Consider the following 20,508-nt stretch of genomic DNA (forward strand, 5'->3'; position numbering starts at 1 on the left):
TTACCCTTCGCTTTCCTTGATTTTTTCCGCGATTCGTAGTTTCGCACTACGAGAACGATTATTTTCAGCTACTTCTTCCTCAGTAGGAAGCAGTGGTTTTCTTGTTATAAGTTTTAATGTTGGTTGAAATTCTTCTGGTATCATCGGCAGACCTGGTGGCATATCCTTTGGTGTACTGTATTCCTTGAACATCGATTTCACAATGCGATCTTCTAATGAGTGGAACGTGATCACACTGACACGTCCGTTGACTGCTAAAAGATGAATGGCTTGTTCAAGTGATTCTTCAATTACACCTAGCTCATCATTGACTGCAATTCGAATGGCTTGGAAAACCCGTTTTGCTGGGTGACCGCCCTTTCTTCTTGCTGGAGCTGGAATGGCTGTTTTGATGATATCGACCAATTCCCCCGTTGTTTCGATGGGATGATCTTGTCTCACCCGCTCGATTCCCCGAGCGATTTGTTTTGAGAATTTTTCTTCTCCATAACGGAAGAAGATTTTGACTAATTGATGGTAGTCGAATTGATTGACCACTTCATAGGCAGTCAATGCTGCAGTTTGATCCATCCGCATATCCAGCGGTGCATCTTGGTGGTAGCTAAAGCCACGTTCGGCTTCATCTAATTGGGGTGAGGAAACACCTAAATCATACAAAATACCATCGACTCGGCTTACGCCGTGTTGATTCAATGCTTCCTTTAAATAGCGGAAATTACTTTTAATAAACGTGACCATCCCTTTAGCAACATAAGATGCTAAACGTTCTTTTGCATGGTCGATGGCGGTTTGGTCTTGATCAAAAGCAAAGAGATGTCCTTCTTCAGACAGTTGTGACAATAAATATTCACTATGACCAGCTCCACCTAATGTACAATCGACATAGACGCCTTCTGGACGAATTGATAATCCATCAACGGTCTCCTGTAGCATAACGGTGTAGTGTTGAAAATCTGCCATGTGTTTTTTCCTCTTCCTATCAAGCCTATAAGCCAAAGTCGATCATTGTTTCAGCAATTTCATCAAAGTTTTCTTCTGCTTCTTCAGAGAATGCTTGCCAACGCGTTTCATCCCAAATCTCGATTCGATTTGAAACCCCGATGATCACGCAGCTTTTAGTAAGGTCTGCATGATTTCTCAATGTAACAGGGATATTGATTCGTCCTTGTTTATCGATCTCGCACTCTGTTGCAGCAGAATAAAAGAAGCGGACAAATGTCCGAGCATCCTTTTTCGCTAAAGGCATTTCGTTTAGTTTTTCTTCAAGTTTTTCCCATTCAGATAAGGGGTAGCCAAATAAACAGCCATCTAATCCACGTGTCACAACAAATTTTTCTCCGAGTTTTTCTCGTAGTTTTGAAGGGACGATTAGTCGGCCTTTTGCATCTATCGAATGTTGAAATTCACCCATAAACATCGATAAATAACCCCCGATCTCCACCTGATATTCACAGTCTACCACAATCCCCCACTTTCTACCACAAATTATATGAAATTTGAAAGGGAAGTTGTTTGACTTTTCTTTACCAAATGAACAAAAAGAGGAAATCAGACTCCTTAAAGTCTTTAAAAAAACTTTAAGTAAAAAAATGGACGTTAATCAAGGGGCAAAACACTATAAGTAACTTACGATATTTAGAATGATCAAAACGACATGAAAAATGATCGTAAATAGAAAAATACTGCGCCAATACATCTTAAAATAGCGACCATATTGGATCTCTTCATAGTAGTACGCCTGAAAGACGGCCAGTAGAATGCCTAATAAAAAAATGGAGATCAAATAATACAATGTGATTGCTTGATCAAAAGTATATTTTGATAATTGATGAATCCCCACCATTAAAAATGGTACCGCTAAATCCGGTGCCTTCACATGGAAACGATCATTCAACGAAAGTGCAGAAACGATAAAACGACAAGCAAAATAAACGAGCACAGGAAAAATATACCAAAACAAAACGATTGGATTAAATCCAGACATACAGCAAAATCCTTTCTAACAACTAGTGTCACTATACTTTATTTTCTTTACATCCATGTTTCAGTTCTTTTAAAAATTTAAGCCGGAATAAGACAGCCATGAAATTTTTTAAGGAGGCTCTTATTTCAACAACTAACTTTTGAAAGTTTTAAAGAATGTATTTCTTTACCTATTAAAACAGAAGGGAGTAGCTTCAACAAGCCTATCTTGCCATTCTAACGAATTTTTTTATGGTGAAATTGAAATTTTCTTAATTTCTCCTTGGATCAACTTGAGTTCTTGAGAAATTGAGGGTAAACTGTCACTAGAATAACTCTAAAAGGTGGATTAGAATGAACGAGAAAAAACCAAAAAGTACCTTTGCAAAAATCACGCAAGTCGTGATCTGGACCATGCTTATTCTCACTGTCGGCTCGATTTTCTTAGCAGCGTACACAAGTATTATGGGTTAATCCTATTAAAAAATGCCCTTTTCCAAAATGATGGCTTCCATCTTTTGGAAAAGGGCATTTTTTTTAAAGTAACGGTGACACAAGACGTGCCAGGCCTTCCTTGATCTTGATCGTCAATTTTCTTTGTTGATATGCTTCGATCGTTAATGGTTTGGAATCGATCGAATCCGCCAGAAACGCTTCTTTTGTTTGAGTCGCAAGTTGCGCATCATAGATAATCGTATTGACTTCAAAATCCAGACGAAAGGATCGAACATCGATATTTGCTGAGCCAATCGATACAAGTCCACTATCTATAATCATCGTTTTCGCATGCATAAACCCTTTCTCATAGGTTTCAATGATTGCGCCAAAATGAAGCAGCTCAGCCGCAAAGGAATAGGTCGCCCAGTAAACCAAGGGATGATCTGGTTTGTTCGGAATTTGTATATGAACTTTCACCCCAGAGAGCAGTGCTAACTTTAAGGCGTTATGAATGGCTTCATCCGGAATATAGTACGGCGTTTGAATTAGGATTTCTTTTTTGGCTAAATTGATCATTTTCAAATACGTCATTTTAATTTCTTCATGTTCCGTATCAGGGCCACTAGTGATGACTTGGGCTGCGACTGTCCCCGCTTGTTTGATTTCAGGAAACAAAGAAGGATCATATTTGATCTCCAAGGCGTGTTGTGAATTCCAATCCATGAGAAACCGATTTTGCAGCGAATAGACTGCTGAGCCGGCAATTCGCAAGTGATTGTCTCGCCAATAGCCAAATTTTTCCACTTGCCCTAGATACTCATCTCCCACATTAAAACCGCCTGTATAGCCAATCTCACCATCAATCACCACGATTTTGCGATGATTCCGATAATTGATTCGCGGATTGACATAAGGAACGAACAAAGGAAAGAAAAAAGCAATTTGCCCGCCATGCAGACGCAATTCATCAAAAAACTTCAATGATACTTGGGTACTGCCCCAAGCATCTAATAAGACTCTTACTTTTACGCCTCGCTTTGCGGCTCGTACCAATGCTTCTTTGACCTCATTTCCCAATGCATCACTGCGATAAATATAATATTCCATATGAATGTGATTTTTTGCCTGTTCGATATCCGCGATCAAGGCATCAAATTTCTGCCGCCCATCGGTATAAAGTGTCATGCTATTGGCTGTCGTATAGAGGGATTGACCAAAGACCGTCAACAGATAGACTAACTGCTGGACTTCTACTTGAGCAGTCGGCGGATGCGGAAACAAATGACGCGCGAGTGCTTGTTTTTGTTCTTCTAATTCAACGTTTAGACCAATCTTTGCTTGTGAGCGCATATCGAAAATCTTTTCCTTGGAAATTCCTCTACCAAAGAAAAAGTAAAGCACAAAACCAACGATTGGGATGAACATCAAGACCAAAAGCCAGGCCCATGTCTGAGCAGTCTGACGTCTCTCTCTGAAAATGATAATGATTGATAATAAAATATTAACTATAAATAAAATGGTTACCAAATTATCCATTACAACCATTTTTCCACCTCTTCCCCGATTTCCCGCTACTAAAGCATATCAAAAAATAGTACCTAAAGTAAAGAAACACTGTGATGAAACAAAAAAAGCCGATCTGACGATCGACTTTAATAAAACATACGTTTAGAATTTTAAGAATCGGCGCATTGATAAGACGGAACCAAGCGAACCAATCACGATACCAATCAGTGCCATCACACCGCACACTTGTATTAGAAACATATTTGGTGCAATTAAGCTGTAATTTGAACGTAGCAAGGATGGATTGACCATTGCATAAACTTGATGATACCCGAAGTACATCAACGCAATTGGGACGATTGATCCCAAGAGTCCGATCCAGCCGCCTTCAAGGAAGAATGGCCAACGAATGTAGCCGTTTTTCGCCCCAACCAGACGCATGATTTGAATTTCTCTTTGACGGGACAAAATCGTGATCCGAATCGTATTAGAGATCAGGAACATTGCCACAAAAATCAGTAAGACAGCAGCAGCTAAGCCCCAAGTCCGCACAGCCGCAGACAATTCAAAGATTCGGTCAGAAGAATCTCCACCGTAATCGGCTTTAAAGACATTCGGCAAATCCCCAGCTTGTTCTGCGATCTCTGTCGTATACTCTGGATCTGTTGCACTTACAACAAATACGTTATACAGTGGATTACTGTCGCCTTCGAACAAGTTCCATGAATCCCCCATGGCATCCTGGATCTTCTGCAATTCTTCGTCTCGACTAGAAAATGTCACTTCTGAAACGTTCGGCAGATCATTTAAGGCCTGTTCTAAAGCATCCATGTCTTCTTGTTCTGTACCAATATCAACGAAAACCGACACGTCCACATTCTCACGAATGTCTTCGGCTAGTTTTGTTGCATTTAAGATTACACCTAGAAAAATACCGACTAATGTTAATGTGATCGTCACGGCACTCAATGACGCGATAGTCATCCAGCCGTTACGCTTTAAACTTTTAATACTCTCCAGGAGATGACGGAAAAATGTTCTAATCATCGTAACCATATTCTCCTTCCGCTTGGTCGCGAATAATGCGGCCATTCTCAATCGCGATCACGCGATGACGAATCGTATTTACGATCGTACTATTATGGGTCGCCATAACGACCGTTGTTCCTTGTGCATTGATTCGATCAAGCAATTTCATGATTTCCCATGAGTTTTCAGGATCTAGATTTCCGGTTGGTTCATCCGCAATCAATACCTTCGGTGTATTTACGATGGCACGAGCGATCGACACCCGTTGTTGTTCCCCACCGGAAAGCTCACTTGGAAAGACCCGAACTTTATGTTTCAGTCCGACCAAATCCAAAACTTCCATCACCCGTTTTTTGATATCACGGGGTTTACGTCCGATAACTTGCATTGCATAAGCAACATTTTCAAAGACCGTTTTCCGCGGTAAAAGTTTGTAGTCTTGGAAGACCACGCCGATTTCCCGGCGCATCAAAGGGATCTCACGGTTTTTCATGCCGACCAAATCATATCCTGCGACATTCAAAACGCCTTTTGTTGCTCTTTCTTCTCGATACATCAATTTGATAAAGGTTGATTTTCCGGCGCCGGATGGTCCAACGACATAGACAAACTCCCCTTGATCAATTGAAATCGAAAGGTTACGGATAGCAGTCGTACCATTAGAGTACTTTTTCATTATATCTTTCATTTCTATCATACAGCTATCTCTCCATCTCAAATTTTCATTCTGGCTTATTATAGCATGAATATATTTCACCTTGCTTGCAACAGATTACAATTGTGTTTCAATCTGTTTAAGACATACTAGGTTATTTTTGATTCAGTTTCAGCTTCAAATAGGCATCGATAAAGCCGTCCAAATCGCCATCCATGACTGCCTGTACATTCCCAGTTTCGAAATTCGTTCGGTGATCTTTGACCATTGAATAGGGATGGAAGACATAAGAACGAATTTGCGAGCCCCAGCCGATCTCTAATTGCTCGCCTCGCAAGGCTGCTGCTTCTTGTTCTTTCTTTTCGACTTCTAATTGATACAGCTTAGCTTTCAACATCCCCATCGCTTGCTCACGGTTTTTCAGCTGTGAACGCTGGGCTTGGCTAGCGACCACTGTACCTGTTGGAATGTGAGTGATCCGCACAGCAGATTCGGTTTTGTTGATGTGCTGTCCACCAGCGCCGCTTGCGCGGTACGTATCAATCTTCAAATCATCTGAGTTGATCTCCACATCGATCGCCCCATCTAATTCTGGCATCACATCCACCGAGCAAAATGACGTATGCCGTCTCTTAGCAGAATCAAAAGGTGAAATACGGACCAAGCGATGCACGCCTTTTTCCGACTTCAAATAGCCATAGGCGTTGTGGCCTTTCACAAGTAATGTGACACTTTTGATCCCCGCTTCATCACCGGCTTGATAGTCCAAAGTTTCCACCTGATACCCATGTTGTTCACAAAAACGAGTATACATCCGTAACAGCATGCTGCCCCAGTCTTGCGACTCGGTACCGCCTGCTCCCGGGTGCAGCTCGATGATGGCATTGTTTCGATCATAGGGTTCATCTAACAACATCGACAATTCATAAGAAGCCATTTTCTCATTTAACTTACCGATTCGCGCATCAAGTTCTGCTTCCATTTCCGGATCGGCTTCTTCTTGAATCATTTCCAACATCACTTCGAGTTCTTCCAATTCTTCTGCTAGCTGATTGAATTGATCGTAAGTCTCTTTGTTGGCATTGTTGGCGTTAATGACTTGTTGAGCTTTTTCTGAATCATCCCAAAAGGTAGGATCTGCCATTTGGTGTTCCGCTTCCGCAATGTCCTCTTCTAACTGATCTAAGTCAAAGAGACCCCCTAAAACTGATTATTTTTTCATTCATCTGGGTCAATTGATTCCGAATATCTGCGATTTCCATTAAAATTCCTTCTTTCTTTTTTTCTTACAAACGAAAGTAGACTGGACAAAAACGTCTGCCAGCCTACTCTCACCTTTTTCAAAACTTGTTACATATTTTTCCCGTGGCAATTCTTGAATTTTTTCCCGCTTCCGCAAGGACAAGGATCATTGCGGCCCACGTTTTTGAAACTTGGCGCTTGGGCAGCCGGTGCTTCTTCTACCCCTTGTGCTTCTCCTTGGGCTACTTGTTCCCGTTGAACGTTTTGGCGGATTTCTGCCTTCATAAACAGACGAGTTACTTCATACTCGATGGCTCCAACCATGTTTTCAAACATATTGAATCCTTCTGTTTGGTATTCAACTAACGGATTGTTTTGTCCATAAGCCCGTAACCCAACCGATTGGCGCAATTGATCCATGGCATCGATGTGGTCGGTCCACTTCGTATCAACGACTCGTAAAATCACTACTTTTTCAAATTCCAGTAATTGTTCTGGACTATTAAGTTGTGTTTTCTTTTGTTCAAAGACTTCTTCTGCCCGTTGGTTTAGATAATCTTTAATCTCTTGAGCTGATTTGCCCTTGATGTCTTCAATACTGATGGTATCTTCATGAACAAGTGCATTGGCAGCAAAATCAACGATTCCTTCATAATTCCAATTGCTTTCTTCTAATTGCGTATGACTGTCAACGACACGGCTGATGGAACGTTTCACCATATTCATTAATTGTGGTGAAAGATCCGTTTCTTCCATGATTACTTCTTGACGTTGTCCGTAAATAACTTCCCGCTGTTCTCGCATTACGTCATCGTATTGCAAGACGTTTTTCCGGGTATCGTAGTTATTCCCTTCCACTCGTCTTTGGGCAGATTCTACTTGTTTTGAAAGCATCTTGCTTTGGATCACGGCATCGCCTTCATCGATTTTCATCCGATCTAAGAACACTTTGATTCGTTCAGAACCAAAACGTTTCATTAAATCATCTTCTAGCGACAGGTAAAATTGCGACATCCCTGGATCTCCTTGACGTCCCGCACGTCCCCGCAACTGGTTGTCGATCCGTCGTGATTCGTGACGCTCGGTACCAATAACTGCCAATCCGCCTAGTTCTGCAACACCAAGACCCAACTTGATATCCGTTCCCCGACCAGCCATATTGGTCGCGATCGTTACAGCACCTTTTTGCCCAGCATTCAAAATGATTTCCGCTTCTTTAAAGTGATTCTTGGCATTCAATACTTCATGAGGAACTTTCTCCCGATCAAGCATTGATGATAGTAATTCAGAAGTCTCAACAGCGACCGTCCCTACAAGGACTGGTTGCCCTTTGCGGTGGCGTTCTTTGATGTCTTGAACGACTGCTTGGAATTTGCTGGTAAGTGTTGGATAAAGCAAGTCCGCACGATCATCCCGTAAGATCGGTTTGTTCGTAGGAATCTGAATGACCTGCATGTTATAGATTTCTCTAAACTCTTCTTCTTCCGTTTTCGCAGTACCGGTCATCCCAGACAATTTTTTGTACATCCGGAAGTAGTTCTGGAATGTGATCGTCGCCATCGTTTTGGTTTCATCTTCGATCTCGACACTTTCTTTTGCTTCGATCGCTTGATGCAGCCCGTCAGAATAGCGGCGGCCATCCATGATCCGACCTGTAAATTGGTCAACGATCATTACTTTGCCATCTTGCACCACGTAATCAATGTCACGAATCATGATGTAATTCGCCCGCAACGCTTGGTCCAAGTGATGGGTCAATGCAGTGTTTTCGATATCATACAAGTTTTCTAAGCCGAAGGTCTCCTCCGCTTTTTCGATCCCGCGTTCTGTCAAGCCGATCGTTTTTGATTGAATATCGATTTTGTAGTCTTCTTCTTCCGTCAAGCGTTTGACGAAATTGTCGACCCGATTGTATAGCGCGGTCGATTTTTCTGCTTGTCCTGAAATGATCAATGGCGTTCTCGCTTCATCGATCAAGATCGAATCGACTTCATCGACAATGGCATAGTTTAATGGGCGTTGTACCATTTGATGACGATAAACCACCATGTTGTCCCGCAAATAGTCAAACCCTAATTCATTGTTTGTACTATAAGTGATGTCACAAGCATACGCCGCACGTTTTTCTTCTGCTGATTTTGAGTTGATGTTCAAACCGACTGTCAATCCTAAAAAGTTGTACAGCTCTCCCATCTCAGTCGAGTCACGAGTTGCCAAGTATTCATTGACGGTTACGACATGGACGCCTTGACCACTCAAGGCATTCAAATAAACAGGTAATGTCGCCGTCAAGGTTTTCCCTTCACCGGTACGCATCTCTGGAATATTCCCATCATGCAAGACGATCCCACCCATTAATTGGACGTGGTAAGGATAAAGACCCAAAACGCGTTTTGCAGCTTCACGTACTACTGCAAAAGCTTCAGGTAATAATTTATCCAAAGTCTCTCCCTCTTGGAAACGACGACGAAATTCATCGGTTTTCCCGCGTAATTGTTCATCAGATAAAGCGGCCATTTCATCCGCATGTGATTCAACTTGATTCGCAATATGGTCAAGACGTTTTAATTCTTTTTTGTCGTTTTCGATTAATTTTCTAAAAAAATTGGCCATACCTTAATAATTCTCCTTTTACTTCTACATTATCCTAGCTGGAAACTCTCCTAACTATTTTAGCACTAGTTCACCATAAATGAAATATTTTTCGATAGAACTATCGCATCAATCTTGCGTGATAAACGGATTCTTAACCTTTTTTCACAGATTTTAAAGAAACGAAGGGAAAAAATACGCAACAAGCCATCGATCGGTGCCCAAAGTCCAGCGCACGTCCAAATGACTTGTTGCGAATATTTGCAAATTAGGCCGTTTTAAAACGGGTTTTTAAGAAAGCTAAGAAGAGCATCAGCAGCATGCCTAAAGATTGGATCCCAATCATCAAGATGATGTCCGCGCCAATAAATCCTGCCAACATCGCCACCAGAGAGCCTGCCCCCAGTGCATTTAAAATCACGTTGGTACTTTCTTTGAAACTGCTGATCGTCGACAGTCGCGACTTTTTCGTCAGCCAGAGGAAAAACGCTGCGCCCATGACGAGGATACTATTCATTGCCACCAATAAAAATGCCACCGTGATCGTCTGGCTGAAGAAAATCGCCGTCTCGTTGTTGCGATAAAAGCCGTCTTCGATCACTTTCTGAAACGAAGCCGCATCATGCACTTGATCAGGCATCATTTCCGCCGTGTAACGCATCTCATAATGATAGGTTTGTCCATCGATTTCCTCTTTGATGGTCCAGTCTGTCTCACGAAAATTAATGGCATATTTTGCTTCCTCAAGGTCCGCTTCTGAAAGCGCAACACCTATAATGCCCGCTTCTGTTTGCGAAAAGACTTGTGACTCATCCGTTAAAAGTTTGCCATCTTCCAGCTGCAGTTCACTGTATTCGGCTGCTGTCTCAGCAGTCATGAGTGTTTTTGCATGGGGAAAAAATGCTACAAAGGCTTGATCCGTTTGCTTGCTGATCATCAAGGTCAGCGGGATCATCAGCAAGGACATCAAGAAAATATAGACAAACACTTGCTGCCAGCGATTTAATTTTTTACGCCATGCATAGACTTTTGTTGGAGAAAATATGGCCCCAAAGTATGTTAAGGGAAATCGTTGTTCAGACATCCTATCATTCCTATCCTTTTGTTCCGCCCGAGGTCAAACCTGAAACAAAGTATTTTTGTAAGAAGAAAAACAGTGCAGCAATCGGTACGGCGATCAAAATCGCCCCAGCCGCAAAGAGTGCTACCCGTTGGTTACGGGCATCGTTGATAAAAGTCTGCAGACCGACTGCGACGGTCAAACGCTCTTGTGAGCGAAGCAAGAACCGCGCCAGCAAGAATTCGCCGAATGGCCCCATAAAGGCCCACAATGCTTGGACGGCAACCATTGGTTTTACGAGGGGCAAAACGATTTGCCAAAAGATGCGAAAATGCCCTGCACCGTCAAGTTTTGCTGATTCATCCAAGTCGATCGGTACCGTATCAAAGTACCCTTTCATCAGCCAAGTATTCATGGGAATCCCACCACCGATATAGATCAGTGTCAAGAACCAGAAACTATCTAGGCCGTTTGCTAATAAGCCCATGACATAAAAAGCGGTCAACGCCGACATTGTTGGCACCATCTGAACGATCAAGAACACCATCAAACTGCTCTTACGACCGGCAAAGCGATAACGACTGTAAGTATACCCTGCCAGTGTTACGATCATTACTTGGATCACCATCGTGGAAACAGCCACGATCAAGGTGTTTTTATACCATGTCAAATAGGGGGTTTCATTGAACAATCGTCGAAAGTTGTTCAATGTCCAATCCGCATCAAAATCCAAGCGAAAGGCGATCATATTCCCTGCCTTGAAGGCTGAGGTTGCGGTAATCAACAAGGGATAGATGATAACGATCGATAAAGCGATCATAAACAAGTAGGTAAATAATTTGCTGAAAGAAAACTTTTTCTTTTTCATCCTCAATCCTCCATATTAAATGCATTCGTCTTTTTAAACACCAGTAATGAAATGGAAATCACCACAAAGGAAATGATCAAGGTCAATGCAGAAGCAATCGAGTATTGTGGCGAGCCGCCCGTCGTCAATTTGTAGATCCATGAAATCAAAATATCCGTCGAACCGGCATTTCCACCTAAACTCCCTGGACCACCTTCGTTAAAGAGATAGATCATGGAGAAGTTATTAAAGTTCCCTGTATATTGCGTAACGAAGGTTGGTGCTGCCACCAAAAAGATCGCCGGTAACGTAATATTGCGAAAACGCTGAATCGCATTTGCTCCATCCATTTTGGCTGCTTCATACAAATCTTCAGAAATGGATTGTAAAATCCCTGAGACCATAACATAAATATATGGAAACCCTAACCAACCTTGAATCAAAATAATCGCGGTCTTTGTCCAAAACGGGTCGGTTTTCCAAGCAATATTGCCAATATCCACAAAGGGCAGATTGTTCAATAGCGGGATCACCTGCGTATTGATCGCTCCTGCGGTATCATTAAACATATTTGAAAAACTCATGATTGTGATAAACGCTGGCACCGCCCAAGGAAGCAAGAAAATCACCCCGAAGACCCGACGGAACTTCACAAATTTTTGATTGGCAACAACTGCTGTCAGTATTCCTAAGGTAATTTGCAAAGTAGTTGCTAAAACGGTCCAAATCACCGTCCAACTAAACACTTTTACAAAGGTGTCGCGGTAAGAACTTAAGGTGAAGATATTCGTAAAATTCGAAAAACCGATCCAGTCGATTAAGTTTGCTGGCGGAATATGTCGAAAATCATAGTTGGTAAACGCCATGAAGAGTGTCACCATTACCGGAAAAATAATTGCTACGATCATCACCAGATAGGCTGGGATCGTCAATAGATAAGCGAAACCATCCTCATACAATTTATTGAAAAACTCTTTTCTCGTAACTGCCACCGGGAACCCTTTTTCAATACTTTGGCGAACTTGATAGGCATCTTTGATATTTAAAACCCAAAAGATAATGAAAATAACGGTAACGATGACCTGTAGCGTTCCTTCGATCAACAAGAACAAAGAATTGTGTTCCATCGGTACTGATCCCAGTGTGACAAAGTTATATAATGCTTGTCCACCGAACAAAAGCATTTCGCCTAGAAAAATTAGAAAGAGCGCAAAAAAGAGTCCCGCTTTAAATTTCTGACCATTTTTGAATTGTCCCACCCCAGGGATGATTGAAAGAAGCGCTGTCTGCATGGCTTTTGAATTCGTCCTCATATGTATCCTCCTTAAAATCGAAAGTCTGCCAAGCGGCCGACGATCCATAGAAATCAATCTCATCAAGCAATTTCTTGCGTGCTACGTTGCAAGGAATCCTTTTGACAAACATCCTCTATAGAATCGTCGACATGAATGACAGACCGTAATCGGCTATTTATTAATATTTCTGCTCAATCGCTTCTTCGATTGTTTTGGCAGCATTATCCGCTGCTTCTTGAGGAGTCATATTGCCTGAACCTGCATCAAACAGCATGTTTTCAGCCCCTACCCAAACCTCAGACATTTCAGGGATATTTGGCATTGGTTGTGAAACACTGTATTGCTCAATCACTGCTTTTGCTACTGGATCATCAGAAGCAGCAACTGTTTCTTGAGCCATAATGTTTGCTGGAATATCATGACGCATTTCATACAATTTCTCTTGATTAGCTTCGTTTGTTAAATATTCGACAAATTGTTGAGAAATGTCTTTGTTTTGTGAGTAGTTGGAAACAACCCATGCTTTTCCACCACCAAACGTTTCATAATCATTGCCATTGCTCAGCGTTGGGATTTTCGCTACGCCATAGTTAATCCCTGCTTCTTCAAAGCCGTTCACGCCCCATGGTCCGTAAATGATGGCTGCTGTTTTGCCTTGGTTAAAGTAATCTAACATCAAGTTTTCGTTGGCTGATACATCCAGCATTCCTTGCGGCCAGACATTTTGGAACCAATCAGTTGCGTACGTGATTGCTTCAACAGAACCTTCATTGTTGATCCCTAAATCAGATGGATCTGTCCCTTCATCCCCAAAGACATAACCACCATAACCAGCTAATAGACCGTACGTATAATAAAAGTCTGTCCAACGAGCTAAGAAACCAACATTGTCATCGCCTTCTGCAAAACGATCATCTTTTGCTAGCTCTTCTAAATCAGAAAAAGTTGCTGGCGCTTCATCGATCAAATCTTTGTTATAGAACATGACAACTGCTTCAATCATTGCTGGTGCGCCATAGATTTTATCATCGATCGTCACTTGTTGCTTGTCTGTATCGCTGTACCGTCCATCATCTGGCAAAGTCATTTCTGCCAAATGCCCTTGCGAGCCTACTTGACCTACACGATCGTAAGGAGACATCGTAACATCTGGACCTTTCCCAGCAGGACCGTCTAGTTGAAGCGCATCCATTTGATCGAACATATCCATTTCTACAACGTTGATGGTAACATCATTTTCAGATTCAAAGTCAGATTTCACTTCATTGATATAATCAATATAGTCTGCTCCTACAGAGACCGTGAGCGTTTTTTCATCGCTACCTGAACCTGCATCTGCATTACTACCATCGGTACTACCACCGTTGCCGCCACACGCCGCAAGCGCTAACAACGCACTTCCTGAAACTAATCCTAGAGCTGCCTTTTTCCAATTCACTTTCATCCTGTTTACCTCCTGCAATTTGTAACTCCATTATGCAACCGGTTTCTTAAAATGGCAAACCTTTTCTAAATGTTAGCGATAACAAAAATAGAAAAAGCCTTTAAATTAAGATGTCGAGGAATCGAAAAGAAATTGCGCAACCATTTGCTTAATTTTTTCATTTTGTGGATTCACGAACCACGAGTTGAGGTAAAAAGCGCTGTTGTCGCTGGCTCGTATCATTATGTTCGATTTTTTGGATCAATAATTCGCCGCAAACTTCCCCCATTTCCACGATGGCTTGCTTCATCGTTGTCAATTTTGGCGAACTTACCTGATCAAGGAATACGCCATCGTAGCCGATGATCCCAAAATCATCTGGCACCTCCACTCCGATCGACTGTAAGCCTTGATTGATGCCTAACGCTAAACGATCTGTGGCACAGATAAAACAAGTGTTTTTCATTAAATGCTCATTCTGCGATTGGATAAACTTGCGGGCGGCGGAAGATCGGTTGTCAAAACGATAGATTTTTGGTGATATTCCCGCTTTTGTGACTGTATCTATGTACCCTTTTTCTCGGCTTTTCGTAAACGCTTCTTCCAACTCTAAACCAATATAGACCAATTGTTGATAGCCGGTGTCGATAGCATGTTTGCATGCAGAAACGATTCCTTGGTAGTTGTCACTGTCAACAAAACTGAACCCAGCTTCATTTTCGCCAAATAACACCACAGGCTTTCTTAAATTTCTTATCCAGTCCATGTCAGCCTGGCGAAAGCCCGTAATGATGCAGCCATCTGCTGGACCACGATCCACCCCGTCAGTCGTAACTAGCTGCAAAGAATAGTGTGCTTTACCAATAGAACGAGCGATCCCAACCAATAAGTTCATATAGTAAGGTTCCGTCGTATCCATCTCCTCTAAAATATACACTTTGATGATATGGGAACGCTTGGAAACTAATGATTTGGCAGCAATATTCGGCTGATAATCCAATTCAAGCATCGCTTGATGAACCAGCTGCTTTAACTCTTCAGTTACTTTGTCCGGATGATTGATCACTCGAGAAACGGTCATTGCGGAAACATTTGCTTTTTTAGCAACATCTGCTAGCGTAGTCATGATTCACTCTCCTTGTATTATTTCATCTATAGTATAACATAATAAACCAAAAGAAGAACCAAGGCACTCTCTATATAAAAATATTTCCAGCCAATTTAATGAGTATAAAAAAACAGAGTAGCTTCTCAGCTACTCTGTCAAAAAAGACTATTTTTTGGGGTGTCGAGAAAAAGGTATCAACACTTGTTAATCGGTTTCGATCAACCCGTATTTGCCATCTTTTCGACGATACACAATGCTCGTTCCATTCGTTTCCGCATCTTCAAAGATAAAGAAGTTGTGTCCAAGCATGTTCATTTGTAAAACAGCTTCTTCACTGTCCATTGGTTTTAAAGACAAACGTTTTGTACGTACGATGTCTAATTCAGAACCATTGTTTTCTTCATCGTTTGCTTCAGTTGTGAACAAATCACCATCTGTTGGCGGAACCAATGCTGTCTCGCGAGATTTGCGGTTGATTTTTGTTTTAAATTTGCGGATTTGGCGTTCCAATTTGTCAACAACCAAATCGATACTAGCATATAGATCAGGTGAGGTTTCTTCCGCACGCAGAACTAAGAATGGTAAAGGAATCGTTACTTCTACTTTTGCTGTTTTTTCAGTATAAACTTTCAAATTAACATGTGCTGTTGCTTCCGGCACATCGTTAAAATAACGTTCTAATTTACCTACTTTTTTCTCGACGTAATCACGGATCGCTTCTGTTACCTCGATATTTTCGCCGCGCACATTATATCTAAACATAAAAATTACCCCTTTCGTCTACCAGTAAAGAAGGAAAAGGACCACTCTTTTCTTCTTCTTAACTCTATTATATCGAACTCTTGCTCATTTGCCTAGTAAATCGAACAAATTTCTTTAAGCGTTTTCAAAATAACGATTCAACGGGCAAAGGAAAAGGATCGAATCGACTGGGGGCCAAAGGTCTGCAATGCTTCAGCTGCGTGATATAACGTTCTACCGGTAGTGTAAACATCATCGATCAACAACAGTTTCTTGTTTTTTATTTCAACCGTTGCCTCTGGCTTCACCGCAAAAGGTTGCACCTCCTCTAATCGTTGCTTGCGAGAACGTTGAGCTTGTGGTGCGGTATCAACCACTTTATCCAGCCATTCTTTCGACTTAACTCCGCCTGCGTCTAGCACAGCGGTCACTTGATTAAACCCTCGCTCCTGGTAACGTTCTGCCGATAGCGGGATGGGTATCAAACAATCGTAATCAAAGTTGTTGATCTTTTGTCTGATGGCAGCAGCAAAGGTCTCTCGCAACTGATAGTTTCCCATTAATTTGTATTCGTGAATCCACTCCTTCATCCCTTGATCGTAAGCGAACAGTGCCCGATGCTGCAAATGGATCATGGGACAGGTTTTCGCCCAAAAGAGACAGTCACTGCAGGAAATGGTATCCTTTTTGCCACATGTTGGGCAGCAACTTTGCCAATCAATCACTGTAAATCGCTGAGCGCATTGTGGACATAATTCTTTTTCGGGGATGCGCCAAGGAGCCAACAGCTCAATGATCGTTACCTCTCTTGAAAAAAATATTTGGCACCAACTACACTCCATCGGTCAACCAGCTCCTTGCTAATTGGTTCATCTCATTGATTTCTTTGATTGCTTGACGGATTGCTTCCGTCATTTGGTCGTAGAAAAAAATGACCTCCCCTTCCGTATAGGCCCCTTTACGATCGACACGACCAGCAATTTGCACGAGCGCCGATTTTGTAAAGACTGGATGATTAGCACCCAATACGATGACTGAGACGTTTTCAAACGTCACCCCACGCTCTAAAATCATCGTTGTAAACAACACCTTGTAAATCTGTCGACGAGCAGACGCTACTTTTTCGCTCCGTTTTTGATCTTGCGACGAAACGCTAGTCAAAGACCATGACGTGCCTTGTCGGCGGACAGCCGCTTCTACTTCCTTCATCAGCGCAATGCTTGGACAAAACACCAAGACAAAGTTTTTTTGAAGCAGCCGCTGCAACTGCTGCAGCAATGGTCGCAGCCAACGTTTTCTACGATAAGCCTGCGCCCAGTGACTATAATGAACAGGTTTTGGAACGATCAATGGACGCTGATGAAACCGCAGCGGCATTCTCAAGACAGCGAATTTTCCACGAATTTCTTGCAGCAGTCGTTCTGAAGGCGTCGCACTTAAATAGATCAGACACCCGTTTTCTGCCAAGGCATTGTATAATCCGTAACGCAGCTGCGCATCGCCCTCGTAGGGAAATGCATCTATCTCATCCACCACGATCAGTTGAAAGCTGCGATAAAAATGCAGTAGCTGATGAGTGGTGGCAATAAGGATCGTTGTATAACGATAAGGTTCTTCTGATTTCCCATAAAGGAGCAGGCTTTCCTCTTGTGGGAACGCTTGTTGAATCCGGGGGAACAGTTCACGGCAGACATCGATCCGTGGCGAGACGATCGCCACACGACCACCTTCTTGCCGTATGTGGCGGATCGTTTCAAAGATCATCTCGGTCTTCCCTGAACCCGTGACTGACCAAACAAGAGACGATTTCTTTTGTCGACAATTTGCCACTAGTTGCTGAGAAATTTTTTGCTGAAACGAAGTCAACACTCCTGGCCAAACGATCTTGTGATCAAAGGCTGGAAGATCCGTTTGTTGAATTACGAGTTGGCCATCTGATGTGATCCGACCATAGCGAATACAAGTTGGACAGTAATAGCAGCCTATCGGCAATAGAACCGACGGCTTGTGGTGGGAAGAACCGCAACGCTGACAAACGATTCTCTTCCCCTGCTCGAGCATTGCCGGTCGAGAATCAAAAGTTTTTCCTACACTCATTGTTTCATCTAAAACAAAAAATTGTCTTCCTTTTTGATTGGTCATAACATACACCTCAGTTTTAAGTACGCAAAAAAATCGGTTCAAGTACTTTTTGAAAAGTACTTGAACCGATTACAGGTTTCTTGTTTGCTTCAACAGCAGGTCTTGCTTATTCGCCGATCAATGTCAAAGCTTGATCTAAGACTTTTTCGCCGTTCATCATGCCGTAATCTGCCATGTTGATTACTTCTAATGGAATTCCTTTTGGCGCTAGACGTTTCTCGAAATCGCCTTTCATGAAACGAACTTGTGGTCCTAATAGTAAAACGTTTACGTCTTTGCTTTCTAAATGTTGATCTGCTTCTGATGCGGAAACTGCAAAAATATCTGCTTCTAATCCTTTTGCTTCAGCTGCTTTTTGCATTTTTGTTACTAATAAGCTTGTACTCATCCCTGCAGAACAAACTAACATAATTGTTTTTTTCGCCATATCGAACACTCCTTGAATTTTAAGAATAAGATAACATTTCCTATCTCTAGTATAGAACAAGTTTGAAATTTGTCAACGCTTTCTATCCAGCAACCAGTTTGATTTTACTAAACGATTAAAAACGACGTACTCTTTTTTTAAATTGACGAGGACTACCTCGTAGCCGGCATTCAGCCACGCATAAGCCCCATTTTCTGGATGTCGGTAATCATTCGCCCACCAATCGCTACTGGTGCGGGCACTTTTGGGCAAACCGGATGCGGGGAAAAGAAATTCATCAAACTGCGTAAACGTTAAGGTGATTTGCGAACCACCGTTGTTTTTTAAATAGTGAGTGATCGTATCGTACTTTTTGCGTCTACCCAAAGCAACTGCCTCCTCTTTTTAGAGTCTATGTTCGTACCTGTTTCTTTCTTCTATTTGTAACTTTCCTTCCGATTGCCTATACTAGAAATATAAAGGAGGCGATCGTGCGCGTGACTTATCGAACGATTCGACAAGACGGAGAAACAGAAATAGAAATCAAAAAATCGCGTTTCCTCTGTTCATTAAAACGAATTCAATCAGAAGACGAAGCCAAAGCGTTTATTCAAGCCCTCAAGAAAGAGCATTGGAAGGCAAATCATCATTGCAGCGCCTATGTATTAGGTGAAAATCATGAGATCCAGCGCAGCAGTGATGATGGTGAACCGAGCGGCACCGCTGGGGTACCGATTTTAGAAGTGTTAAAGAAAAACGAACTGATCAATGTGATCGCCGTTGTTACCCGCTACTTCGGTGGAACGAAACTGGGTGCTGGTGGATTGATTCGCGCTTATTCAAGTTCGGCCTCTGCTGGAATCAAAGAGGTAGGAATCGTCGAGGGTATTTTGCATCAAGAACTTGCCTTGACCATCGAGTATCCACTTTTAGGCAAGCTCCAAAACTACTTAGAACTGCAGAATATCTATATAAAAGATATTGCTTATACGGAGAAAATCGTTGTCACCTTAATGATTCCTGAAGCAGTACTTGCCGACCAAGAAGCCGCTCTGATCGATTTGCTACAAGGTCAAGTGCAATTGACCAGAGGGACTACCGAATATGTAGAACGCTTGATCGAGCAGTCAACAGAGTAAGCCAGCTTACTAAAGACCTTCCAGTGTGTGCTCTTTTCCTCAAGGAGGACGCTGCCAAGTTTGCTACAACCAATGCAGGAAGCCCAAATATTTGAAAAGCCGAAACGGTCATGCAACCAGCGACGCTACGCAACAGCTGAAACGCTCGTAGGGTCCTTTCGGCTTTTTTGGTCTTTTTGTTGCCAATTGGAATAGACAGGTTATTTTTCCATATAAAATTCAAAACGATTACCAACATATTGGGTGCGCACGTATTCAAATGGTTGACCATCTTCAAATGAAGTGATTTGCCGCATACGTAAAATCGCATCGCCGCGTTTGATTTGTAAGTAATCAGCAATTTGCTCGGAAGCGACCATAGCTGAGATCGTTTGCGAAGCGCCGCCAATTTTCCGCTGTCCTTTTTCTTCCAACACTTTATAGAGGGAAGAGATGATCTCCTCCTTGCTAAAGTCATGAATAAACTTTTCAGGGATACTCGCTACTTCAAAACAGATCGGCACATCATCCGCATACCGAATCCGCTCCATCCGTAAAATCGTTTCGTGACCTTCTAATTGCAGCTTTTCCATCTCACTGGAGCTAGGTGCCGTCAAGAAATAAGCGACCGCTTTGCTGGAAGGCTTACGACCAAGAGAATTCATGATTTCGGTAAAACTCGTCGTGCCCGTCATTTTCTCTTGTACTTTTTGGCGAGCCACATAAGTGCCGGAACCGATTTTACGCTCAAGAATCCCCTCATCTGCTAAGGTTTGGATCGCTTGTCGCAACGTCATGCGACTCACGCCGAATTGTTTCGACAACTCGCGCTCTGAGGGCAGACGATCCCCGATTTTGTATGTATTGTTTTCAATATTGGCTTTAATTTGATCATGAATTTGGATATAAACAGGTAATTTTTCCACCACTACACATTCCTCCGT

The 20,508-nt window shown here is 42.3% G+C and carries 20 protein-coding genes and 2 pseudogenes; 2 read left to right on the forward strand and 20 right to left on the reverse strand.

Features of this window, described 5'->3' with window-relative positions; translation table 11 throughout:
* The 3 genes from rsmH to IGI89_RS00935 all read right to left on the reverse strand — a co-directional run bounded on the left by rsmH (position 1) and on the right by IGI89_RS00935 (position 1,984).
* A complete protein-coding gene (gene rsmH, locus IGI89_RS00925; RefSeq protein WP_438735146.1) occupies positions 1-960 on the reverse strand; it encodes a 16S rRNA (cytosine(1402)-N(4))-methyltransferase RsmH in 960 nt (319 codons plus the stop codon).
* Positions 961-985: 25 nt separating this feature from the next.
* Positions 986-1,417: a division/cell wall cluster transcriptional repressor MraZ gene (mraZ, locus tag IGI89_RS00930; RefSeq protein WP_005228792.1), complete on the reverse strand. Its 432-nt coding sequence runs from the start codon at positions 1,415-1,417 to the stop codon at positions 986-988.
* Between the two features lie 198 nt (positions 1,418-1,615).
* On the reverse strand, positions 1,616-1,984 hold the full coding sequence (locus IGI89_RS00935; RefSeq protein ID WP_005237289.1) for a DUF3397 domain-containing protein: 369 nt from the start codon (positions 1,982-1,984) through the stop codon (positions 1,616-1,618).
* Positions 1,985-2,316: 332 nt separating this feature from the next.
* Between IGI89_RS00935 and IGI89_RS00940 the strand changes: the two genes are divergently transcribed.
* Positions 2,317-2,436: a DUF4044 domain-containing protein gene (locus IGI89_RS00940; protein WP_005237290.1), complete on the forward strand. Its 120-nt coding sequence runs from the start codon at positions 2,317-2,319 to the stop codon at positions 2,434-2,436.
* A 63-nt stretch (positions 2,437-2,499) separates the two neighbouring features.
* Here the strand turns inward: IGI89_RS00940 and cls are convergent, their stop codons facing one another.
* The 16 genes and pseudogenes from cls to IGI89_RS01020 all read right to left on the reverse strand — a co-directional run bounded on the left by cls (position 2,500) and on the right by IGI89_RS01020 (position 18,833).
* Entirely contained in the window at positions 2,500-3,945 is a 1,446-nt protein-coding gene (gene cls / locus IGI89_RS00945; protein ID WP_005237291.1) for a cardiolipin synthase, read from the reverse strand.
* A gap of 123 nt (positions 3,946-4,068) precedes the next feature.
* Positions 4,069-4,953 carry a permease-like cell division protein FtsX gene (gene ftsX, locus IGI89_RS00950; RefSeq protein ID WP_005237292.1) on the reverse strand — a complete coding sequence of 295 codons (885 nt, stop codon included), beginning with the start codon at positions 4,951-4,953 and terminating at the stop codon, positions 4,069-4,071.
* Positions 4,946-5,632, reverse strand: coding sequence for a cell division ATP-binding protein FtsE (gene ftsE / locus IGI89_RS00955; RefSeq protein ID WP_005237293.1), 687 nt, complete (start codon positions 5,630-5,632; stop codon positions 4,946-4,948). The genes ftsX and ftsE overlap by 8 nt, the downstream gene beginning before the upstream one ends.
* A gap of 112 nt (positions 5,633-5,744) precedes the next feature.
* Positions 5,745-6,852 (reverse strand): peptide chain release factor 2 gene (gene prfB, locus IGI89_RS00960; RefSeq protein ID WP_101495161.1). Its coding sequence is split into 2 segments (ribosomal slippage): positions 5,745-6,779 and positions 6,781-6,852, totalling 1,107 coding nucleotides; the frame shifts between segments, so codons are not numbered across the junction.
* A gap of 88 nt (positions 6,853-6,940) precedes the next feature.
* Positions 6,941-7,015: pseudogene (locus IGI89_RS00965) on the reverse strand (SEC-C metal-binding domain-containing protein); the annotation flags it as partial.
* Positions 7,016-7,060: 45 nt separating this feature from the next.
* A pseudogene (gene secA / locus IGI89_RS00970) lies at positions 7,061-9,445 on the reverse strand (preprotein translocase subunit SecA); the annotation flags it as partial.
* A gap of 247 nt (positions 9,446-9,692) precedes the next feature.
* On the reverse strand, positions 9,693-10,508 hold the full coding sequence (locus tag IGI89_RS00975) for a DUF1189 family protein (protein WP_005237296.1): 816 nt from the start codon (positions 10,506-10,508) through the stop codon (positions 9,693-9,695).
* Between the two features lie 10 nt (positions 10,509-10,518).
* Positions 10,519-11,352 (reverse strand): sugar ABC transporter permease, encoded by an 834-nt coding sequence (locus IGI89_RS00980; RefSeq protein ID WP_005237297.1) that lies wholly within the window; start codon positions 11,350-11,352, stop codon positions 10,519-10,521.
* Positions 11,353-11,354: 2 nt separating this feature from the next.
* On the reverse strand, positions 11,355-12,644 hold the full coding sequence (locus IGI89_RS00985) for a carbohydrate ABC transporter permease (protein WP_142437490.1): 1,290 nt from the start codon (positions 12,642-12,644) through the stop codon (positions 11,355-11,357).
* A gap of 160 nt (positions 12,645-12,804) precedes the next feature.
* Positions 12,805-14,070, reverse strand: coding sequence for an extracellular solute-binding protein (locus IGI89_RS00990; protein WP_061053856.1), 1,266 nt, complete (start codon positions 14,068-14,070; stop codon positions 12,805-12,807).
* Between the two features lie 157 nt (positions 14,071-14,227).
* Positions 14,228-15,175 (reverse strand): LacI family DNA-binding transcriptional regulator, encoded by a 948-nt coding sequence (locus IGI89_RS00995; protein WP_005237300.1) that lies wholly within the window; start codon positions 15,173-15,175, stop codon positions 14,228-14,230.
* A gap of 186 nt (positions 15,176-15,361) precedes the next feature.
* Complete coding sequence (gene hpf / locus IGI89_RS01000) at positions 15,362-15,919, reverse strand: ribosome hibernation-promoting factor, HPF/YfiA family (RefSeq protein ID WP_005237301.1); 558 nt, start codon at positions 15,917-15,919, stop codon at positions 15,362-15,364.
* Positions 15,920-16,056: 137 nt separating this feature from the next.
* The gene (locus IGI89_RS01005) at positions 16,057-16,740 is read right to left on the reverse strand and encodes a ComF family protein (RefSeq protein WP_086299190.1); all 684 of its coding nucleotides are present in this window, start codon (positions 16,738-16,740) and stop codon (positions 16,057-16,059) included.
* Positions 16,730-18,040 (reverse strand): DEAD/DEAH box helicase, encoded by a 1,311-nt coding sequence (locus IGI89_RS01010; protein WP_087664395.1) that lies wholly within the window; start codon positions 18,038-18,040, stop codon positions 16,730-16,732. Before IGI89_RS01010 ends, IGI89_RS01005 begins: the two co-directional genes overlap by 11 nt.
* Positions 18,041-18,146: 106 nt before the next feature.
* The gene (locus IGI89_RS01015) at positions 18,147-18,467 is read right to left on the reverse strand and encodes a PTS sugar transporter subunit IIB (protein ID WP_005228768.1); all 321 of its coding nucleotides are present in this window, start codon (positions 18,465-18,467) and stop codon (positions 18,147-18,149) included.
* A 72-nt stretch (positions 18,468-18,539) separates the two neighbouring features.
* Positions 18,540-18,833, reverse strand: coding sequence for a DUF7662 domain-containing protein (locus IGI89_RS01020; RefSeq protein WP_005237305.1), 294 nt, complete (start codon positions 18,831-18,833; stop codon positions 18,540-18,542).
* Between the two features lie 110 nt (positions 18,834-18,943).
* On the opposite strand from IGI89_RS01020, the gene IGI89_RS01025 reads away from it, so the two are divergent.
* On the forward strand, positions 18,944-19,585 hold the full coding sequence (locus tag IGI89_RS01025; protein WP_016613813.1) for a YigZ family protein: 642 nt from the start codon (positions 18,944-18,946) through the stop codon (positions 19,583-19,585).
* Between the two features lie 200 nt (positions 19,586-19,785).
* On the opposite strand, the gene IGI89_RS01030 is transcribed toward IGI89_RS01025, so the two are convergent.
* A complete protein-coding gene (locus IGI89_RS01030; protein ID WP_005228765.1) occupies positions 19,786-20,493 on the reverse strand; it encodes a GntR family transcriptional regulator in 708 nt (235 codons plus the stop codon).
* Between the last annotated feature and the right edge of the window lie 15 nt (positions 20,494-20,508).

Source organism: Enterococcus sp. AZ141, assembly GCF_051714385.1.
GTDB lineage: Bacteria > Bacillota > Bacilli > Lactobacillales > Enterococcaceae > Enterococcus_D > Enterococcus_D entomosocium.

Excerpts from the sequence above, each read along its gene's own strand:
- IGI89_RS00940 (WP_005237290.1), top strand. The coding sequence starts at position 2,317 with ATGAACGAGAAAAAACCAAAAAGTACCTTTGCAAAAATCACGCAAGTC.
- ftsX (WP_005237292.1), bottom strand. The coding sequence starts at position 4,953 with ATGATTAGAACATTTTTCCGTCATCTCCTGGAGAGTATTAAAAGTTTA.
- ftsE (WP_005237293.1), bottom strand. The coding sequence starts at position 5,632 with ATGATAGAAATGAAAGATATAATGAAAAAGTACTCTAATGGTACGACT.
- IGI89_RS01010 (WP_087664395.1), bottom strand. The coding sequence starts at position 18,040 with ATGACCAATCAAAAAGGAAGACAATTTTTTGTTTTAGATGAAACAATG.
- hpf (WP_005237301.1), bottom strand. The coding sequence starts at position 15,919 with ATGTTTAGATATAATGTGCGCGGCGAAAATATCGAGGTAACAGAAGCG.
- cls (WP_005237291.1), bottom strand. The coding sequence starts at position 3,945 with ATGGTTGTAATGGATAATTTGGTAACCATTTTATTTATAGTTAATATT.
- IGI89_RS01005 (WP_086299190.1), bottom strand. The coding sequence starts at position 16,740 with ATGGAGTGTAGTTGGTGCCAAATATTTTTTTCAAGAGAGGTAACGATC.
- IGI89_RS01015 (WP_005228768.1), bottom strand. The coding sequence starts at position 18,467 with ATGGCGAAAAAAACAATTATGTTAGTTTGTTCTGCAGGGATGAGTACA.
- IGI89_RS00975 (WP_005237296.1), bottom strand. The coding sequence starts at position 10,508 with ATGTCTGAACAACGATTTCCCTTAACATACTTTGGGGCCATATTTTCT.
- IGI89_RS00935 (WP_005237289.1), bottom strand. The coding sequence starts at position 1,984 with ATGTCTGGATTTAATCCAATCGTTTTGTTTTGGTATATTTTTCCTGTG.
- IGI89_RS00985 (WP_142437490.1), bottom strand. The coding sequence starts at position 12,644 with ATGAGGACGAATTCAAAAGCCATGCAGACAGCGCTTCTTTCAATCATC.
- IGI89_RS00980 (WP_005237297.1), bottom strand. The coding sequence starts at position 11,352 with ATGAAAAAGAAAAAGTTTTCTTTCAGCAAATTATTTACCTACTTGTTT.
- IGI89_RS00990 (WP_061053856.1), bottom strand. The coding sequence starts at position 14,070 with ATGAAAGTGAATTGGAAAAAGGCAGCTCTAGGATTAGTTTCAGGAAGT.
- IGI89_RS00995 (WP_005237300.1), bottom strand. The coding sequence starts at position 15,175 with ATGACTACGCTAGCAGATGTTGCTAAAAAAGCAAATGTTTCCGCAATG.
- rsmH (WP_438735146.1), bottom strand. The coding sequence starts at position 960 with ATGGCAGATTTTCAACACTACACCGTTATGCTACAGGAGACCGTTGAT.
- mraZ (WP_005228792.1), bottom strand. The coding sequence starts at position 1,417 with ATGTTTATGGGTGAATTTCAACATTCGATAGATGCAAAAGGCCGACTA.